Here is a 19,354-nt window from a genome sequence, read left to right as displayed (position 1 = left end):
CTGACATTATGCACGAGGATGATATTGTTTGTAAACTTCTTTTAATCTTTTCTTGCTTACATGAGTGTAAATCTGTGTTGTAGAAATATCTGCATGCCCTAACATTTCCTGCACTGCCCTTAAATCAGCACCATTTTCAATTAGGTGAGTAGCAAAGGAATGCCTTAGTACATGAGGCGTAATTTCTTTTTTAATACCAGCCATAAGGGCATGTTTGTTTAGTAGTTTCCAAATACCCTGTCTTGTTAAACGTTTGCCACGCTGATTGATAAATATTGCGTCGGTACGTTCCTGTTTAAGTAACTGCGGCCTAGCATTTTCAATATAATTACTACATGCTCGCAACGCAGCTCCTCCAAGTGGAATAATACGTTCCTTCCCGCCTTTTCCAAATACACGAACAAAGCCCATTGACAAATGTAAATCCTCGAGATTTAGATTTAGACATTCACTTATACGCATACCACTTGCATACATCAGTTCAAACATAGCCAAATCTCGAACACCCTGTGGCTTGGACACACTGATACTTCCAAGAAGACTGTTGAGTTCTTCTACTGACAAGAAGTTTGGGAGTTTCTGCTCCAACTGGGGCAGCTCTAAATGAATAGTCGGATCATTCGCTGCCACTTTCTCTCTCAATAGAAATTGATGAAAGGATCGAATAGATGATATATGACGAGAAATTGTTCTTGCAGACTTACCATTCTCCTTTAAATCTCTTAAATGGATGATAATATGCTGTCTTTCTACATCACTTAAACTCTGCAAATGCTGTTTTTCATAAACAGACTTTAAATAGTCCGTTAAATCTTTTTTATACGAAATTAAAGTGTTTTCCGCTAACTGTCTTTCAATACGCAGGAAATGTAAATAGTCTTCTAAATGAAGTAGGCCTTCTTTCAAATTTAAAATCTCCTTTTAAAAAATCTATGCTGATAGCTGCAAAAAAGGGAAGGGTAATTTCCCTAATCATTGGAGCTTTTTCATTTAACCTCGCGCTATAACGCTGAACCTAGATAAGTAATTTAGTAACAGCATATCCTTTTTTAACTATTAAAAAAAGGATAGCATATAATAGCTATCCTTTCTGGTTATTTATCTTGGCAACGATGACAAATCCCATGGAAAGTCAGTCGATGATCCTTTATGATAAAGTTCCATTTCTTTTCGACGATTTCCTCTACATCCTCGAGTAAATCCTCTTGAATTTCATCCACAGCTCCACATTCAATGCAAACAAGGTGATGGTGGAAATGAGCAGCGCCCTCTTGTCTCAAATCATAGCGTGATACGCCGTCTCCAAATTGAATCTTATCTACAACATTCAATTCGTTCAATAACTCTAATGTACGATAAACTGTCGCAAGCCCTATATCAGGAGATTTTTCTCTAACTAGTAGGAAAACATCTTCCGCACTCAAATGATCTTCTTCATTCTCAAGCAATACTCGAACTGTGGCTTCACGCTGTGGCGTCAGTTTATAGCCCGCACCAGATAATTGTTTTTTAATACGATCAATACGGCTTTCCATATGACGCCTCCTTAACTACCACTATTATACCAAGAAGTGTTTTCTCATTACAAGCCATTCACATAATAATAATTATTATTTAATACTAAATATTATATACTATAAATGGTAAAAGAATAAACTCTATTATAATAGTAATTATATAGAAGGCAAGTGTAAAGAGATTTACCCGATTTGCCAAAGCCAAAAGTAGAATGCAGTAAACTAGTTGAAAAGGAAACCACCAGAAAACATACGGGAATGTAGTTTCTTGTGTCTGTAGTAAATAACTTGAACAAAAGCCATAAAAGGTTATTTTGAAGGCACAAATAACTAATGTAAACTTTTGCAAATACCGATGCTGATAAAACAGAAAAAACACGACTGCAATCATCAAATGAGGAAAGATAGTCTCTAAAAAACTAGGTGGCCCTTCAAGTAAGACTCTTGCATCCAAAAGGTTGATGATCCATTGCTGCTGTTCTGGTGAACTTCTTTCGAATAATATTAATCCACCAACAAAACTCAAAACTAGTACGCATAGTGAAATGAAAATAGTATAAGACTGGTTCAACTTGGAATCCCCCCTATCTATTTTCATCTTATGCTTGTACTAGGTTCAAACATGCTTCATTTTAAGTAATCTTTTAACCAAATATATGCAAATGCTGTTTTAGCATCAAATATTTGCTGAGAGATTACCATTTGTTCCATTTCCTCAAGTGATACGTGCAATAGTTCCACAAACTCATCCTCATCTAAGGCAGATGCTTGTTCCATTTTTACAATATCCTCTGCCATATAAAGGTGAATAATCTCGTCAGCGAAGCCTGGTGATGTGGCAAATGATTGGATAAATTTCATATTAGCACAGGTGTAACCTGTCTCCTCTTCTAGCTCTCGCAATGCCGTTAGCTCAGGTGCCTCATTAGGTTCAATTTTGCCAGCTGGTATTTCAATAATAGAGCGTTCCAAAGCTTTTCTATACTGTTCTACCAAGATAATCTTTTTATCGTCTGTCACAGCTATTACTGCCACTGCTCCAGGGTGCTTAACAATCTCCCTTTTAGCTGTTTTACCATTAGGCAATAGTACTTCATCCACTTGTAAGGTTATGATTCGTCCAGAAAATTCAAGATTGGTCTGCACTGTTTTTTCTTCAAATTTTTTCATTGTTTCGCTCCCTCTTATTTGAATCTACCTAGTTCTCATTGTAACATGTAAGAAAGGAAGTGATAATCTTGGAAAAAAGACAATTAGGAAAAAGTGATGTTTCGATTTCAGAAATTGGACTTGGATGTATGTCACTGCCATCAAATCTTGAAGAAGCAGAAAAGATTATTCAAACCGCATTAGAACATGGCATTACTTATTATGATACTGCAGATTTATATGATCAGGGCGAAAATGAAAAAATGCTAGGGAGCCTTCTTAAATCTCATAGACAAGAGGTAATCATTGCAACAAAGGTTGGTAATCGACCAAATGAAAATGGTGATGGCTGGCATTGGGACGCCTCTAAAGGATGGATTCAAAAAGCTATTCATGACTCCTTAAAACGTCTCCAAACAGATTATATCGATGTATACCAGCTCCATGGGGGAACAATGGAAGACAACGTGGATGAGGTTATCGACACAATGGAATCTCTCAAAAAAGATGGCCTAATTAGGGAATACGGCATCTCTTCTATTCGACCAAATGTTATCAATCGATTTTTGAATAAAAGCTCTGCAGTTTCAGTTATGATGCAATATAGTTTACTAGATAGAAGACCGGAGGAATGGCTTTCCTTACTGGAGCAAAGCGATACTACACTACTCAGCAGGGGCTCACTTGCAAAGGGCTTGTTGACGGAAGATGAAGGTCTAATTCGAGCGAAAAAGGCTGGAGATTACCTCTCCTACTCCAACAAAGAACTATTAGACACATTAGTTAAGCTTAAAGCATTAGACATACCTCTAAATGCGATTGCCCTTCGTTATGTGCTTCAAAATGGTGCTGCAATCGTTGGAGCAAGCTCTAAAGAGCAACTAATGGAAACTATAGAAGCGTATAAATCCAAGGTTTCAATAGAAATACTAGAAAAAGCAGCTGAAATTACAAAAAAAGATAAATATACTGAGCATCGAATATAAAAACAAAGATTTTAGCCCCTGAAGGAACTTTACTTAGGGGCTTTTTATGTCTTACCGAGCATGATATTGTATTGTCGTAAAATTTGAGCTGATTGTAGTAAATTAACTAAGGATTGTAGTAATTCAGCTAATGATTGTAGTAAATAAGCTATACTTTGTCGTAATTCACATAGTGTTGAAGCAATTTAGTTGGTTATTATAGAAATCTATGAGCTATTTTAAAATACGGGACGTTGAACTAGAAACTACCGTTATCGCGCAAGAAGTCCATTGTAAGATGTACTCGTTCTTCCACTGAATAATCTCCTTCAATTCTCAATATCGGGCAGTTTAACGAATCCATCCATTGTTCGTGTAAAGCTTTACTCCTCACTTCTAAACCTGCGTAATCATATAAGGACGCCCATTCAATAAACTTCTTATATTGATCATGCTTAGGCCCACCTACATATATTTCATCCCCGTATCTTTCAAACTCTCTTTTCTCTAATCTTTTTAATCTAATATTTGGTGGAATCGACAAAAAAATGACCAAATCGAAATAAGATTTGAAGTTATCTCCCCAACCACATAATGCCCCTGATAAAAAAGAGCTCTCATACTTATTTAGGTCTTCCTTTAGTAGATATCTTCTTTCTCCTACTTCCCTTATTTCCGTATATTTTGTTAACCAGAAATAATCATCCGTATCCAAATGTGTATTGTGAAGAACAGCTGATAATGCTTGAGCCAAAGTAGTAGTGCCTGAGCCTGACGCACCTAAAATATGTATTTTCATTATTATTTCACCCCATTTTCCATTTTCACCCTATCCATTCTAACCCAATAATTTCTCTTAATATAGTATCGTCTATATTCTTACCGTCAAAATTTCAAAATATTTTTATTTTTACATAAAAACACGTTACATCTATTTACATTTATTACATAATGGATTACAGTTAATAAATATTAACCGGTTAAAAAGGAGAATTTAAATGCAGCAAAAATCCATTTTTATAATTGAAAGCTACGAACAGTTAAAGGTTATTAGTGATCCGTTACGTACTAAAATGCTGATGCTACTAGTCGAACAACCCCACACAGGACATATGCTTGCCCAGGAACTCAACTTATCTAGAGCAAAAATTCTTTATCATCTTCGAGAACTGGAGAAGCACCAAATCATTAAGCTTGTAAGAAAGGAAGAACGCGGAGGAAATATTCTAAAGTTTTACCAAGCTGTAGCAAAGGGGTTCATCCCTGCCGATAACCTATTAAGTTACGTGGAAGCAAAAGAGGCTACTAGACAGTCATATTTGGAGGTAATTGATCGTGCTAAGACCAGAGTTTTAACTGCACCTGATAAATCCTTTGAATTAAATTCGTCAAATGTTGAAGAATGGCCTAAACTCTCTATTCAAAAAGAAGTAAAAGTAAGTAAAGACAAATTCCTCGAATTTACTCAGAAGTATAGAGAGCTACTAGATGAGCTTGAAAAAGATACAGACCTTGAACAGCAAAACTATTATATTATGACCACAGCATTTCAGATTGAAGAACCTATCTTTAAAAACAAACCATAAGGTAAAAGGAGTATATCTATTGAGTAGAGAGCAAGTGTTAAGGGAAAACAAGAATGAATTCCTTTCTTCAAATTTGTTAAGAAATCGAGCATTTGTTTTTTTATGGTTATCAAGTACAACCTCTTTTTTAGCACTATCTACTTATTTATTTGCGGAGCAATGGTATATCATCAAGGTTCTAAATAAAGAAAGTGCCCTTGGAATTGTAATGATGGTAACTATGCTACCACGTATCATCTTTATGACAATTGGTGGAGTATATGCAGACCGCTATAAAAGATCTCAAATTATGCTTGTTTCAAGTTTAGTAAGATGTGTTTTGGTTATAATTATGGTATTTTTTCTACGAATGGATATTCTTGAATTCTGGCCTCTAATTTGCTTTGCATTATTATTTGGAGTATTAGATGCATTCTTTTCTCCAGCAAATACATCGTTACTTCCTAACCTAGTTTCCAAAGATCTTCTTACAAGATCAAATTCATTTATCCAAAGCTCAAACCAAATTGCTATGTTTTCTGGGCCAATGATTGGTGGATGGGTACTTACTGTAGGATCTTTTAGTATTTTATTTTCGCTAATCGCATTCTTTTTAACTTTGACTTTTGTTTTTTCCGCATTCATAAAGGAAGATAATCGTAAACAAAATTCTACGAAAATGGATACCACGAAAGAGAAATTAAAAGAAGGGTTTTCCTATGTTTGGAAGATACCCTTCCTTAAAAGTATGTTGTTTGTTCTAGTTGTCATTAACTTTTTCTTTTTCGGTCCGCTTCTCATGGGCATACCACTTCTAGTAGACAAAGTGATCCATGGAGTGCCGTTAGATTTAAGCTTTTTACAAGGTTCTTACCAAGGTGGAATGTTAGTCGGTGCCATTATTGTAGGTTTACTTAACTTAAGAAAGAAAAGAGGACTAATAGTATTACTAATCATTTCCATCCTGGGGCTTCTCTTATCTTTACTTGGTCAAATCGAAGCAGTTTGGCAAGGTATTATCTTACTTTTGATGATGGGAGTCCTTTCCTCGATAATTAATGTTTCACTAGTCTCCCTTATTCAAGAGCAATGTGATGAAGAAAAAATGGGAAGAGTAATGAGCCTTATTAATGCCTCATCTAATGGTCTTGTCCCACTTTCCTATGGGTTTGTTTCATTAGCACTAATGTTGAATATAACAATTTCGAACATTATGCTTTTATGTGGCATTTTAATAGTAATTATTTCTATAATATTTACGTTGAATTCAAGAGTAATAAAAGAAGTAAATTAGTGTTTGAAGATAAATGGTCCTTATGGAAAGCTATAAAAAAGAGCTGCCCCAAAAGTCTGGTAAACTTTTGAGGCAGCCCTTACTTTGAGATTATTTCCATTCTCTTTCTGTGTAGCCTTTTGCTTTAATACCTTCGTTTGTTTCCTTGATGATTGCTTCTCCACCTCGTTTCATGTACTCATCTACTAGGCTATCCCAATCAGAAATCGGTCTTTGGCCAGCAATCATTTTGGATTGCTCGTTCATAATGAACTGAGTTAGATCTGTACCTTTTTCTTGGTTAGTTGGAGACATAACCCCATATGATGGATCCACATATAATTTATTGGCTTCAAACATTTCTTGTAGAGATTGAACCATTTCCTTCATCTCTGGCATTTTGTAGTCATCAGCATATGTGATATTTGCATCTGTTGGTACTTGCTCACGATTGTCTAAGAAATAAGTTGAAGGAGAAAGCCCATCTGATGAGAAGTTTGGCAATTGAACAGCCTGCCCGTCTTCCATGTTATATCCTTTTCCTTCTCCACCTAAATAGAAATCGAAATCCGCATTGTCTGGATTTTTTGTGTCTCTTGGATAGAATTTCTTCCCGAAGTCTACCATTTCTAATGCACGGAAAATCTTACCCTCATCACCAGCCATTTTTGCATTAAGTGCTAGTATTCCTGAATAGCCAGATCCAATAGTAAAGCCTTTTGATTTATCAGGTGCTTCAAAAGGAGGAATTGCTACTAAGTGAGCGTCTGGATTTGCTGCTAATAATCCCTCAAAGTAAGCCTCTGACATACCTGAAACGCCACCAACAAATATTCCAGCCTTGCCAGAATAGAACTCAGTGTTTGTACTAGCCCAATCAAGTACTGCGAAATCCTTTGTCATCGCCCCTTCTTTATAAAGGTTAGCGAAGAATTGGATTAAATCTTTTCTTCCTTCAGAAATGATACCTGGGATATAATTGCCTTCCTCGTCTTGGTGGTACCATGCATTAAAATCCCAGTATGTTCCCATGTTAAAGTTCGGGTTAATATTTTCTCCAATTGCAACCCCATAAGTATCATTTTTACCATTACCATCTGGATCTTCCTTCGTAAAGGCAATTGCAACTTTCTCTAATTCTTCATAGTTTGTTGGGATTTCTAAGCCAAGCTTATCTAACCAATCCTTACGAATAACTGGCGTTACAGGATATGGTTGAGAGTAACGAGGAATACCATATATTTTGCCATTCACCTTAAAAGAGTTATAGACATAGTCTGGAATGTTTCCTAGCGTGTCATAGTGCTTAAGATAATCATCTAGTGGCAAGAACGCTCCCTGTTCCGCCCATTGATAAAAGCGTGTATCTGTGCCTGGAAAACCGATTAAATCTGGCATAGAGCCGGATGCTACTATAGCAGAAGACTTTTCAATGTAATCTCCCTGAGGTATAATTTCTGGCTTGTAGTCTACATTGAAGCGCTCGTTGATCATATCAAGTCCTGGACTTTTTAGTGGTGGCGGATCTCCAAAACGGAATGTCATCCCTGTAATTGTATACTTCTCTGTATGATCAAAAGGATCTACTTTAGGTTCCTCTTTATTTCCTTCTTCAGTCTTTGTTTCATCTGCAGGCTCTTTCGTTGGTTCAGTTTGGGCATTTTCATCGGTACAAGCTACTAAAACAAGACCAATAATAAGAATTATAAAACCATAAAACCACTGCTTACTTCTCACATTAACCCCTCCGTTACTATTTTTGTTGGCTGGTGAAAAAAATCTGCGATGTCATTACAATAGAAAGTTATCCTTTGACAGATCCAAGCATCACTCCTTTAGCAAAGTGTTTTTGTAAGAAAGGATAGACTATCAAAATTGGTAAGGTGGCTAACAAAATAGCTGCCATCTGTACCGTTTCTGGAGGTGGTAAATTTTCAAGCATGGCTGCATGCCCACCGAGTGCAGCATTAGGTTCGTTGACAATAACGATTTGCCTTAAAATTACTTGAATCGGCCATTTTGCAGGATCATTTAAATAGAGAACTCCCGAAAAATAGCTATTCCAATGACCTACCGCGTAAAATAAACCAAACGCCGCCAATGCCGGCTTAGATAAAGGCAAGATAATACGAGTAAATATTTGAATATCATTTGCACCATCTATTAGCGCTGCCTCAGTTAGTTCCTCAGGAATGCCCTTAAAAAACTGAGTAATAATAATCAAATTAAAAGGACTGATTGCAACAGGGATTATAAGTGCCCATAGGGAATTTAATAATCCTGTTTCCTTTACAACGATATAAGTCGGAATCATCCCCGCTGAAAAAAGCATTGTAAATAAAACTAGAAAAAGAATTGTACGCTGACCCAAAATGTTTCTAGTTAATGAGTAAGCCATAGTGGTTGTAAACAATAGGTTAACAAAGGTTCCTACTACAGTAATATAAACTGTCACAAATAAGGACCTAACAAATTGATCAGAACCTAGTATATACGTATAGGCATCAGTCACCCATTCCTTTGGCCATATGAGGAAATCGCTATTTAATACATCACTGACGCTGGAAAAAGAAACTGAGAAAATATATAAAAATGGAAATAGCATTGCAGCAGCAATAACTAAAAGAACCGTTCCATTAAAAAAATCCATTACTTTTTCTCCTGAAGATCTGAACATTAACATACCCCCTATCAAATGAGACCTTACTTCATAGTCTCATCATCCTAAATTATCAATCTATCAATATAAACCTTCCTCTCCAAAGCGTTTTGCTAGCCTATTTGCAAGTACTACTAATATTAATCCAATAATTCCCTTGAATAAGCCAACGGCGGTAGCAAAGCTGAAATTAGCCTGTTGTATTCCCTTGAAGTATACATATGTGTCGAGCACGTTCCCAGATTCCATGTTGAAGGGATTTAACATCAGAAAGATTTGCTCGAAACCGCTATCCATTACATTTCCTAGGCGAAGAATTAGAAGAATGACAATCGTACTTTTCAATGCAGGTAGAGTAATATGCCAAATCTGTCTCATTCGACTTGCACCATCCATAACTGCAGCCTCGTACAGATGAGGGCTGATTCCTGATAAGGCGGCCAAGAACAATATTGTTCCCCACCCAGATTCCTTCCATATTACTTGAAGGATAACAATGGGCTTAAACATAGCTGGATCAGTTAAAAAAGGAATAGGATTTATATCTAGAAAGGTTACTAGAAAGTTATTCACCAAACCTTCACTTCGAAGAAAAATAACTGTAATACCAACAACTACTACCCACGAAAGAAAGTGTGGCATATAAACAATTGATTGAAGAAACCTTTTATAAAGTTGGTTCCTTAACTCATTTAGCATGAGGGCAAGAATAATTGAGATTGGGAAAGCAAAAACAATTTGTAGTAGAGAAATTTGTAGTGTATTCCATATAACTTGCACCACTTCAGCATCCTCAAATATTAATCGAAAGTATTTTAACCCTACCCAAGGACTATCAATAAACCCTATAAAGGGACTATAATCCTTAAATGCAAGAAGTATACCGACCATAGGAATATATCGATAGATTAAAAAATATAATGCCCCCGGCAAAAGAAGTAACAATAAATAGCGATCTCTCCATAATTTTTGTTTAATGGAATTGTTCTTGGACGGCTTGGGGTTTTTCTTCAATTCAGTTACTGGAGGTACAACTGTCTCTATGTTCTTATTTTTAGTTACAATAACTTATTTCCCCTTTCCTTTATACTGATTCGCCAAATTGATTACCTGTATAATACCTGTATTTATAATAATATTAGTTTAAATTTTACAATTATTCAATATTTTTCTAAAATTATTTGTGCGCCGTATTAATATTGTGCTTCTGCTTAGATTCTATGATTTGAAACATCTTATTAGAGATAAAAATCAAAGCAACACCTATTAAACTTCCACCGTAAAAAGGGATTAGTCCAGGTATCTTCATCATTAAATAATAAGGAAAATAAAATCCTAAAACCATGAATATTGCAAATAATGGGTTGGAAAGTACAATATAAATACAATCTTTAAAGTATTGTATTAGCTTCATCTGATAACCAACATAGAGTGGAAACGCATATAATAGAGCAATCAAATAAATGACCCCTAGTATAAAAAAGAAAAAGGAAGCTATTAAAGCAGCTATGTTAGGCAAACTACGGAAAAATTGTAAATCTACAAAAAGAATGATGCCAATAATAACCCATATGTAACCAAATAGATTAGATTTGAGGAATTCTTTTTTATAGATTTCTCTGAAGAGTGTAAAGGACTTTATATCTTCTTCCCCATTGCTCCATTTACGAATAATGGTAAGCATTGCAACAGTAGCTGGAAAAAATCCTAGAATCCCCAGCCCTATGACCGTTCCAACTAACCAAAGGATATTTACATAAGCAAGTTTCATCCCCCAGTCCATATATCGATATAATGTACCTCTCCATCCTGTCAGTTCCATACCAAACACCTCTTATATTTATAAGATTCACGAAATATTCCATCTATTTATAATAGAAAAGACTTATTTATAGCGTAACCGCCACGCTATATTGACCTTTTTCTAGTTTTAACTTAAGCATTCCATTTTGGAAGCCACAAATCCCTTGTGCCTTTATAGTCTCTTTACCATTTATCAAAATTTGAATTGGCCTCGGTATTTTTAGTGAAACTGTAGTATCTTCTTTTACCTCTAACATAATCAATACGGAAGCTTCGTAAAAATATACTGAAATATTGGCATCGTTGCTCACATGACAAAAATGATTCCCTTCTATTTCAAGGGAACTTGCACCTTTAATAGAAAACTTGGATGGATACATTTCATTGTTCAGGAAAGTTATCCAAGCCTGTTTACCTAAAAATGTAATCTTGTCATGAATTAAAGCTCTTCTACTAATCTGTTCCTCTTTAGGAAAAAATAAATAGTCTACCTTTTGTTCTATTGCTCGGTCTATCTTAAACACTAAGTGAGATTCTGTTTTAGTTAAGTTATAATAAAAACCGACTTGAGGGGCATGAGGACTAAGCAAGGCTAATTTCATGCTTTTTCTCCTCCTTTCGTAGAAATATCGCAATTCAATTGCAGCCCCAACAAACTGTTTACCTTACTATTACATTCGGAGGCATAGATAAAAAAGAAATCAATTAACCTACCTGCCGTTTCATAAAAAAACTAACTATTTTTTACTAAGGAATTTTTTCCTTCTAGTAGGTTTTGAATTCTTTGACACGTATCCTGTGATTTTTCCATATTCGCCCATAGGAATTGCATTTCTCGTTCAACTAATTCAAATTCTTCAACAGTCAGATTTAAATCCTTTATAGTTACAGCATTTGGCATCGTTTCTATAAATGCATTATAGTGTTCCGGATGAATCCCAGTCTGTAAAAGACTATTATCTTCTGCCACAGTCCGAAGCATTGGAATCGTACAGCCATTTTTCTTTATAAGCTTCTGCGCTTCCTCACCAACCATAAAATCAATAAGTGCATGTGCAGACTCCTTCATCGTACTGTCCACATTGATACCCAAAGCACCACCTAGTAACAGGGTGGCAGACTTTTTGTTTTTGGGAGGGGGAATTACGTCCCACTGTATTTTATGGTCCCTAAATTCATTCATGAAATAATAGGTGGTTAGAATCATTGCAGCTCCTTCACGCATAAACAAGTTTTCTGCGAGGTCATTGCTACCATGAGAAAATATTGGAGAAACTTGATGCTTATACATCAAATCTACACAAAACTCAAGCGCCTCTATATTCTCTTGACTGTTCATCACTGGCTGAGAACCATCGGAACCGATAAAACGTCCATTATTTTGCAGAAGAAATACTGGCCAACGGTTTGTAGAAGAGGAAAAACAAAATCCATACTCATTAATAAGATTATCCTCACTAACTTCATTAGTAGCCTGCTGAGAAATATGCAATAAATCCTCCCAATCCTTTATTAAAAATTCTTCCGTTATCCCCGCTTTTTTAAAAATGTCCTTATTATAGCAAATCATTACTGGCGAGAAGACGAATGGCGTCAAATGAATTTTACCTTCCGTAGTAAACATATCAAAAATCTGATGATAGCTATCCTTCTCCGAATCAAGATGTGCTGGTAAATAAGGCTCTAGCAGGTCTAAACGATTTGAATCCATCAATTGTCTAAAATGATAATCCGAAACAATAAAAACATCTGGACCATTTCCATGCTTAAAGGCTTGTGAAAGATTATAGACATACTGATTATTCGGCAAAACTTCAAGATTTACCTTTATATATGGGTTAAGCTCTTCAAATCGACTAATAATCTGACGGATTGTCTCTATTTCGTAAGAGTTGGAAAACCATCCAAGTGTAATCGTTTGCTTCTGTGTTTCACAGGGCAATGTAACTCGGTTGCCCTTTCCAGCTATTTTTTCTATTAGGCCTGCGTCCACTAGTTCTGCTAATGCTTTTCGTATGGATACTCGGCTAAGCTCATACTCTTTACTCAAAGTGTTTTCTGGAAGGATAAATTCTCCAGGCTTAATCTTTCCTGTAATTATTTCTTGCTTTACCTCATGGATAAACTTGTTATAACGACTTTCAAAGTCACTTTTTCTTTTTAGCAATGCATACAACTCCCCTGCCTCAAATCGGCCCAAATTAACTATAAATACTTAATATCATGTGGAAGGTTGATAGTATCACTTTTCCTTTAACCACCTATCTAAAAATAGGTAAGCCATTTGTCTAATTTCTTTTGGAAAATCATGATCAGAGTTTCCAATAAGCGTTTTAATTCGATCCCCTTGTTCTAACCATCGATATAAGGAGTTCAAATCATTCAAGCCTTGTGCAGCCGGCTTCCAGTGTGGGAATATATAATCATTTTGCCCCATCCACATAAAAAAAGGGGTTGGTGCGACCAATGCCGCTATCTCCGTAAACTCAAAAGGAACTTTACCCTCATTTATGTATTCACTTAGCTTTGGTATATGACTGAACCATTCTCGTTTACCCCATCGATGCAGTTCTGGATCCCCAGCAATTGTTGAAAACCCGCAGCTACAAACCACTGCCTTTATTCTTCGATCAACTCCAGCTAAGAAGTAGCTATTATAGCCTCCTAAAGAGTGGCCAATAGCACCTATTCTAGTGCTATCAACGCAAGTAAAATTCTCTAACAGACTAACTCCCTGCTTGTGATCAATAATCATCTTCGCCACAGCCGACCAATTAGGATGTTGCCTATCAAAGGTTGCTGTTTGAAAAGGTTTTTCGATATCTAGAACCCGTTCTCCTGCTGTAATAGTATCAGGTGCAAGAACTACATATCCCCTCTTGGCAAGTTCAAGTCCATATTGTCTATTTTCTCTACCTTCTGGCGTACTTACATCGTCTTTCCCTACTTCACTCGTAGGATGTAAGGCGATCACTGCTGGATGCTGTAATTTATCCGAATATAAGATTTCCAAGGCATCGTTCTTACTCGCCAGATTTTTTGAGTTAACCTCTCGTGGCAGTAGCAGGTTTGCCGGCACAGTATCTCCAAAAAACGTAGCATACCTTACTTTTAGAAAATAGTATTCAGGAAATGTCTCCCATGAGAATAGTTCAAACTGCGTTTTTACTAATGGCGGGATTCCTCCAATACATTCAAGCCATGTATTTTCTAATTGACTTCTCTTTTTCTCCCAGTCTTCTTTACTTCCTATTTCGTGTAAAAGGGATGAAGCCCCTTGTTGATTTAAAGTAGTTAATGTATACATTCCTGCCCTCCATCAATCTAGACTTACGCTATACAAATGACTGCCGCTCCCATAGTAAATTCTTTTTTGATAGAGAGCAATTCCGCTACTCGCCTTTGTGGGCAATTCTTCAACTAACAAAATTTCAGTGCCTGGATATTGCATATTCTTCACGAAGAGTCCTTTACTCATCAGGCAGTAAAGAGATTGAGTGAGCTCATCAAACACGAAACAAGAGCGAATAGGCTCCCCATAATGAGAGAGATTCTTTTCAGTAATAATTGTGTTGGTTGACGGCATCCATACAAAATATAAACCTTTCTCCGTCACTCCATGAACGTAATCATAACTATCCGTATAAATAGAGATGATTTCTCGTGTTCCTTTATAGGGAGCAAATTTATACTTCAATTGTTTTGTTTTTTTATCTAACACATACAAATTGGCGTCTTGCGCTTTGACCTCGGCTCCTCCTGGGGCTTCTACACTAGTTCCACCAACGAGATCCCCGTTTCTTAGCTCGCTAAGACAGATCGTACTGTGATAGGGTAAAATCTTATTATTAGGAACTACGGTATGTTTTTCTGTCTCGATATGAAAGAACGCTAAAGCACCGCCAACTACCCCATAACCTGGAAATCCACCCCATACGATCTCTTTTTTATCGCTCGTGGCAAGAGCACATCGTGGACGATGAATATGCTCCTCCTCTAAAATTAAGCGAGGGCTAGTAGGTTCTTCTGATTTCTGATTCATTTTATGAACATAAAGCTTGCCACCAGCATAAGCTACTCCCACAAGTAAATCGCCCTGGGAGGCATAGGCACAAATATTTCCACCGCCACCCTTTTCTAGTGCACCAAAATTTTTAAAGGAGTTATTAGATATATCAAATTGAAAAAATTGTAGAGGATGCATGGATGTTCCATAAATGTATCCGGATATATCGAGATAAATAGTAGAGAGTTCAGCTCCATCCGACTGATAATTTAGCTGAATGGTTGTATGAACTCCAGTTTTCTTTTCTACAATTTCTACATATCTTTCCGATAGACTGTAGCTTAATATTTCATAGGATGCTTCTTGATAATGGTGTATTTTTTGAAATCCAGCTCCTCCATAATAAGATGGTGCAACATAATTAGCAGTCTGAAATTCACCCTCTGAGAACTTTAACCACTGTGAAGCTGTTAATACATCCCTCATATCTGATGCCTCCATATGCCCATAGACAAAACCATCTGTGCCAAGGTAAACATAACCTGAACCCTTTTGCCTAAGGGAAGAGGGAATTAGATTCTTTTTATTGCCTGTTTTTAAATGAAAGGCTATTATGTCCTTGAATTCTGTACCTACTCCAATATATACCCAGCCATATTCGTCAACTGCAAGACTACTTGGATATTTTTCTTGTGAATGCATGGAGCCGTAATCCATGACACTCTTCGTTTCTGGATTATAGGATAGTAAAAAACATTGTGGATAGGTGGTAAAAAAAATGTTACCTGTTAAATCCTCCGCAAAACTAAATCCAACAATTTCTTCTTCATTTTCAATCATTTGATAATCTATGAAGCGTTCCAAGAACGGGTCCAACACCAGCAGCATATTTCCTGCACCTGTATAAAATAGCCCATTACTACTAAAGGAAGCAAAAGGATATTCTTTATTTCCCTCTGGGAAAAAAACCTGTTTGGAACTACCCATGTCTATGTCAACTATTAATACAAACCCCTTTGAAGCAATAACAAATCTAGTGCCCTCCTCCTTCGTACATAAGGCAGCAGTTCGCTCTTCCTCCGCGTCAATAGGAGTCCCATGATCTATAAATTTATTATACATAAAGACCTCTCCCTTACACACGATAATGGGCTGCTACTTTATTTAACGCCGTAATCATATCCTCTATATCTTTGTTCTCAAAAAACTCATTGATATCTAGTCGAATTGCATTCTGCAAAATTCTTTCCGCGTTCGGACAACTTCCAATAGCATAATCATAGTTACCTTGGTCAAAAGGATAATGGCTATTTAAGTAAGCCTGCTTTTGTTGAAATAAACTTTGAGCGTACAGAACCTGTGGTATGTACCCAGGTGAGTTTGGTATACCCTCTGCTAATAGTGCCGCCGAGAATTCTTCACGTGTACATTTCAAAGATTCCGAGTCCAGGGTGAACATATAAAACCAGTAGCTACACCATCCACCTTCAGTAATTTTCATTGGATGAATGCCCTTCGTATTCTGTATTCCTACGGTCAATTGTTCTCCAAGCTTGTTTCTTCTCGTACAAATCCATTCCAGCTTCTTTAATTGAGCTATACCAACTGCACCTTGTAGCTCTGTCATTCGATAATTTGGTGCCAAGTATTCGATATCCCTTATAACTGACTTTTCCTGTCTTTTATAATTTTTGTCCGCAAAAGCATGTGTTGTGTAGTAATCTTCCTCTTGACTAGAATTAATAGTAACAATTCCGCCATCACCAGTAGATATATGCTTAAAATCATTTGTACTGAAGCACCCATAATCTCCAATTGTTCCCGTCAAACGTCCTTTGTATGTGGTTAGATAACTTTGGGCGCAATCCTCAATCACCTTTATCTTATGTTTTTTAGCAAGCTCCATGATTGGTTCCATGTCACACGGGTTGCCAGCAAGATGAACGACGATAATTGCTTTGGTTTTCGGTGTAATTACTCGTTCGATAGATTCAGCTGTTAGGTTATAGCTATGTGGCTCCAAATCTGCAAACACCGGGACAGCGTTTTGATACAGAATTCCGATAACGGTACCTTGGTCTGTTATCGGACTTGTGATTACTTCATCACCTACTGTAACTCCAGCAGCACCTAAGGCTACATGAAGCGCAGCAGTACCCGAGGAGGTTGCAACACTATACTTTACTCCATACATTTCATTAAAATCGGATAAAAATTTCTTGACCTTGTTGCCAAAATGATAAAAAAGAGTATTCTGCTCTAATGCTTCAAGCAGCTCCGTCGCTTCATCTAAGCCAAAGCGCTTACCAGTACCAAAAGGAGTCGTTTTTACTTGTTGGCCACCAAATATTGCTAAAGTATTGTTTTTCATCATAAGCCCCTCCAACATTAAGCTTCTTTTAAGATGTGATTGGCAATCGAAGCAATTTTACAGTTCAATCCAAAACGTTTGACCGTTTGTGAAGTTTCAGCCGAAACAGGCAAAAGAACGACTAACTTATCCTCATATATATTCCCTTTAAGCTCGATCTCACCTAAATCGGAAATACCTATGATTTCTACTTTTCGTCTTCCTCTTACCCAATTGTTAATTTGCTTACTGGTCCAGAACGAAAAGCCTTGCTGCTTTGCAGTATGGATTAATTGGACTATAGCTTCACGAACAGGTTGCTGCTGATAAATATGAATTTGATGAAATAGAAAATGGGCCACTCCATTCACTCTTTTTACTCCTTCAAGAAACGGTTCAATGACCGTTGCATCAGCTAATGTATTATGATTTAAATCCTGCGTCAGGAAGCCAATCTCCAACACGTCATATAGTCGATTTTTTTCATCGGCCCAAGCGATTGGAAAATAAGGTTGGCATGTTCCAAATAGGAATCCTATATTTCCTCTTTTACTTGGCCCTCTGGACTGATCTGCTTCAATCCCATATTTCTCACACCATATAAAAAATTCTCCCCACCCTTCGAATCTCGTATAATGATTTTTATTGGAAATTATATTTTCAACTTTTGTAGATTGCTGTAGCCATGTAAGCTGTGCTTCAAAGGCTTCCTGCGACCAGATGCCATCATCCTGCTCAAGCGCATTATAATGGAGTGCTAGTTCATGACCATCTTTTTTTATCTGCTCATAAATAGAAGCATTATAACCAGGCGCAATCATACACCAAGTGGATTGCACATTCTCTGATTTTAGTGTATCTAGCGTTATTTGTGCTGATTCATCAACATTAAGGTCACTATCATGAGAGATCATAGCCATATGCTTCACGTCAGTTGGCCAATAATCAATAAGAGGAATCGTAAGTTGTTTATCCATTGCACATTTAACAAGATGCTCTAGAATAACCTCTCTCCATAAGTCTGCATAAGGATGAGGAAAATACGGCATTCCTGTTTGGGTAAAGCTTCTATCTAAATCCCAATCTAGCTCGAAGCCATCATCTGCCTTTAATATATCCTCATCAAGATTTGCACTCCCATCTGGTGCTGGAATGCCATCTAAAGTTACTGGAGCAGTTCCTTGCTGCATAGCAACGATCGTTTGTGGTATAGGAACCGCCCAACGCTCAATAGAACCCTTTCCGTGCTGAATTCGTTGTAGTGCATACGCATCCTCATTTATCAATGTCCCTAACTGGCTGTACGATAACTCTTTCCCTTCATAGATCCAAGGTTCCGCTTGAAGATATCGAAGAGGGGTCTGTTGATTGAGAAAAGTCGAAAGCTCTGCATAGCCTGCAGTGGAAATATGTTGACTTTTAAATCCTAGCTTATCCTTCAGATTATTTAGCCCACCATATGCAATCACAATTCCCCCAGACTCTACATAGTTTAGTATTTTTGCTTGAGCAGCTTCAGTATCCGGGCATTGAGCGACTATCAATAAATCAAAGGAATTAAGTTGTTCCAAACTATCTATTTTTTGATAAGGGAGTCTAAAATGGTCGAGAATTTCATAAACATAACATTCAAAAACATTGTTTCCCCTCCCCCATTGCTTCTCTGCTTCCTCTCTATCTAAAAGAACCCCCAGCCTTGCCATTTTCATTGAATGGTCACTCCTCTATAGGAACAGACAGGTATATTACATGTCTATTATATTGTTATGATAATCATAGTATAATTGGATATTTTTATCAATTAATTGTTTGAAAATTTTATATATTTTTTATAATCGAGTTTTTGTTTTTGGAAATTGGATTTTCAAATGAGAGTGAGATTGCCGTAAAACAAGGCTCCATTGTAGTAATTTACACAGTTATTGTCGTAAACTGCTGCTTCTAGGAAACAGACCGATTTCAGCATAAAAGCAAAAAAAAATGTGTTTTAATTATTTTCTTTTACTTATTGAGAGGATTGTCTGCTCTAAAGATGAAGGAAAAATAATATTCTACTTATCAAATAGC

General features: G+C 36.7%; 18 protein-coding genes. 3 read left to right on the top strand and 15 right to left on the bottom strand.

The annotated features are described in order from the left end of the window. Positions 1–6: 6 nt before the first annotated feature. From xerD to MKY94_RS08680, 4 genes are all read right to left on the bottom strand, one after another. The gene (gene xerD / locus MKY94_RS08695; protein ID WP_151110202.1) at positions 7–906 is read right to left on the bottom strand and encodes a site-specific tyrosine recombinase XerD; all 900 of its coding nucleotides are present in this window, start codon (positions 904–906) and stop codon (positions 7–9) included. Between the two features lie 188 nt (positions 907–1,094). Beyond that, the gene (locus MKY94_RS08690; protein WP_144536985.1) at positions 1,095–1,535 is read right to left on the bottom strand and encodes a Fur family transcriptional regulator; all 441 of its coding nucleotides are present in this window, start codon (positions 1,533–1,535) and stop codon (positions 1,095–1,097) included. Positions 1,536–1,620: 85 nt separating this feature from the next. Beyond that, positions 1,621–2,088 carry a hypothetical protein gene (locus MKY94_RS08685; RefSeq protein ID WP_151110203.1) on the bottom strand — a complete coding sequence of 156 codons (468 nt, stop codon included), beginning with the start codon at positions 2,086–2,088 and terminating at the stop codon, positions 1,621–1,623. Positions 2,089–2,144: 56 nt separating this feature from the next. Next, on the bottom strand, positions 2,145–2,687 hold the full coding sequence (locus MKY94_RS08680; RefSeq protein WP_151110205.1) for an NUDIX hydrolase: 543 nt from the start codon (positions 2,685–2,687) through the stop codon (positions 2,145–2,147). A 68-nt stretch (positions 2,688–2,755) separates the two neighbouring features. Between MKY94_RS08680 and MKY94_RS08675 the strand changes: the two genes are divergently transcribed. Beyond that, a complete protein-coding gene (locus MKY94_RS08675) occupies positions 2,756–3,652 on the top strand; it encodes an aldo/keto reductase (protein WP_342578501.1) in 897 nt (298 codons plus the stop codon). A 238-nt stretch (positions 3,653–3,890) separates the two neighbouring features. On the opposite strand, the gene MKY94_RS08670 is transcribed toward MKY94_RS08675, so the two are convergent. Beyond that, on the bottom strand, positions 3,891–4,430 hold the full coding sequence (locus tag MKY94_RS08670) for an AAA family ATPase (RefSeq protein ID WP_151110208.1): 540 nt from the start codon (positions 4,428–4,430) through the stop codon (positions 3,891–3,893). A gap of 199 nt (positions 4,431–4,629) precedes the next feature. On the opposite strand from MKY94_RS08670, the gene MKY94_RS08665 reads away from it, so the two are divergent. Further along, positions 4,630–5,217 (top strand): ArsR family transcriptional regulator, encoded by a 588-nt coding sequence (locus tag MKY94_RS08665; protein ID WP_342578500.1) that lies wholly within the window; start codon positions 4,630–4,632, stop codon positions 5,215–5,217. Positions 5,218–5,236: 19 nt separating this feature from the next. Then, entirely contained in the window at positions 5,237–6,490 is a 1,254-nt protein-coding gene (locus MKY94_RS08660; RefSeq protein WP_342578499.1) for an MFS transporter, read from the top strand. A 90-nt stretch (positions 6,491–6,580) separates the two neighbouring features. Here the strand turns inward: MKY94_RS08660 and MKY94_RS08655 are convergent, their stop codons facing one another. The 10 genes from MKY94_RS08655 to MKY94_RS08610 all read right to left on the bottom strand — a co-directional run bounded on the left by MKY94_RS08655 (position 6,581) and on the right by MKY94_RS08610 (position 18,996). Further along, positions 6,581–8,206 carry an extracellular solute-binding protein gene (locus MKY94_RS08655; protein ID WP_191697437.1) on the bottom strand — a complete coding sequence of 542 codons (1,626 nt, stop codon included), beginning with the start codon at positions 8,204–8,206 and terminating at the stop codon, positions 6,581–6,583. Positions 8,207–8,273: 67 nt separating this feature from the next. Further along, complete coding sequence (locus tag MKY94_RS08650) at positions 8,274–9,146, bottom strand: carbohydrate ABC transporter permease (RefSeq protein ID WP_342578498.1); 873 nt, start codon at positions 9,144–9,146, stop codon at positions 8,274–8,276. Between the two features lie 63 nt (positions 9,147–9,209). Then, a complete protein-coding gene (locus MKY94_RS08645) occupies positions 9,210–10,142 on the bottom strand; it encodes an ABC transporter permease subunit (protein ID WP_342578497.1) in 933 nt (310 codons plus the stop codon). A 163-nt stretch (positions 10,143–10,305) separates the two neighbouring features. Further along, the gene (locus MKY94_RS08640) at positions 10,306–10,950 is read right to left on the bottom strand and encodes a YesL family protein (RefSeq protein ID WP_342578495.1); all 645 of its coding nucleotides are present in this window, start codon (positions 10,948–10,950) and stop codon (positions 10,306–10,308) included. A 67-nt stretch (positions 10,951–11,017) separates the two neighbouring features. Beyond that, positions 11,018–11,533, bottom strand: coding sequence for a hypothetical protein (locus tag MKY94_RS08635; RefSeq protein ID WP_342578493.1), 516 nt, complete (start codon positions 11,531–11,533; stop codon positions 11,018–11,020). Positions 11,534–11,664: 131 nt separating this feature from the next. Further along, positions 11,665–13,098: an extracellular solute-binding protein gene (locus MKY94_RS08630; RefSeq protein ID WP_342578491.1), complete on the bottom strand. Its 1,434-nt coding sequence runs from the start codon at positions 13,096–13,098 to the stop codon at positions 11,665–11,667. Positions 13,099–13,173: 75 nt separating this feature from the next. After that, positions 13,174–14,238, bottom strand: coding sequence for a prolyl oligopeptidase family serine peptidase (locus tag MKY94_RS08625; RefSeq protein WP_342578489.1), 1,065 nt, complete (start codon positions 14,236–14,238; stop codon positions 13,174–13,176). 12 nt (positions 14,239–14,250) lie between these two features. Continuing rightward, positions 14,251–16,059 carry a hypothetical protein gene (locus tag MKY94_RS08620; RefSeq protein WP_342578487.1) on the bottom strand — a complete coding sequence of 603 codons (1,809 nt, stop codon included), beginning with the start codon at positions 16,057–16,059 and terminating at the stop codon, positions 14,251–14,253. A gap of 13 nt (positions 16,060–16,072) precedes the next feature. Beyond that, positions 16,073–17,311, bottom strand: a complete 1,239-nt coding sequence (locus MKY94_RS08615; RefSeq protein ID WP_342578485.1) for a DegT/DnrJ/EryC1/StrS family aminotransferase — start codon at positions 17,309–17,311, stop codon at positions 16,073–16,075. 14 nt (positions 17,312–17,325) lie between these two features. After that, a complete protein-coding gene (locus MKY94_RS08610) occupies positions 17,326–18,996 on the bottom strand; it encodes a hypothetical protein (RefSeq protein WP_144537013.1) in 1,671 nt (556 codons plus the stop codon). Positions 18,997–19,354: the final 358 nt, after the last annotated feature.

The organism is Psychrobacillus sp. FSL K6-2843 (assembly GCF_038626375.1).
Classification (GTDB): Bacteria; Bacillota; Bacilli; order Bacillales_A; family Planococcaceae; genus Psychrobacillus; species Psychrobacillus faecigallinarum.
This window is presented reverse-complemented; position numbering and strand designations above follow the sequence as displayed.

Excerpts from the sequence above, each read along its gene's own strand:
- MKY94_RS08635 (WP_342578493.1), bottom strand. The coding sequence starts at position 11,533 with ATGAAATTAGCCTTGCTTAGTCCTCATGCCCCTCAAGTCGGTTTTTAT.
- MKY94_RS08690 (WP_144536985.1), bottom strand. The coding sequence starts at position 1,535 with ATGGAAAGCCGTATTGATCGTATTAAAAAACAATTATCTGGTGCGGGC.
- MKY94_RS08610 (WP_144537013.1), bottom strand. The coding sequence starts at position 18,996 with ATGAAAATGGCAAGGCTGGGGGTTCTTTTAGATAGAGAGGAAGCAGAG.
- MKY94_RS08620 (WP_342578487.1), bottom strand. The coding sequence starts at position 16,059 with ATGTATAATAAATTTATAGATCATGGGACTCCTATTGACGCGGAGGAA.
- MKY94_RS08680 (WP_151110205.1), bottom strand. The coding sequence starts at position 2,687 with ATGAAAAAATTTGAAGAAAAAACAGTGCAGACCAATCTTGAATTTTCT.
- MKY94_RS08665 (WP_342578500.1), top strand. The coding sequence starts at position 4,630 with ATGCAGCAAAAATCCATTTTTATAATTGAAAGCTACGAACAGTTAAAG.
- MKY94_RS08670 (WP_151110208.1), bottom strand. The coding sequence starts at position 4,430 with ATGAAAATACATATTTTAGGTGCGTCAGGCTCAGGCACTACTACTTTG.
- MKY94_RS08650 (WP_342578498.1), bottom strand. The coding sequence starts at position 9,146 with ATGTTCAGATCTTCAGGAGAAAAAGTAATGGATTTTTTTAATGGAACG.
- MKY94_RS08625 (WP_342578489.1), bottom strand. The coding sequence starts at position 14,238 with ATGTATACATTAACTACTTTAAATCAACAAGGGGCTTCATCCCTTTTA.
- MKY94_RS08640 (WP_342578495.1), bottom strand. The coding sequence starts at position 10,950 with ATGGAACTGACAGGATGGAGAGGTACATTATATCGATATATGGACTGG.
- MKY94_RS08615 (WP_342578485.1), bottom strand. The coding sequence starts at position 17,311 with ATGATGAAAAACAATACTTTAGCAATATTTGGTGGCCAACAAGTAAAA.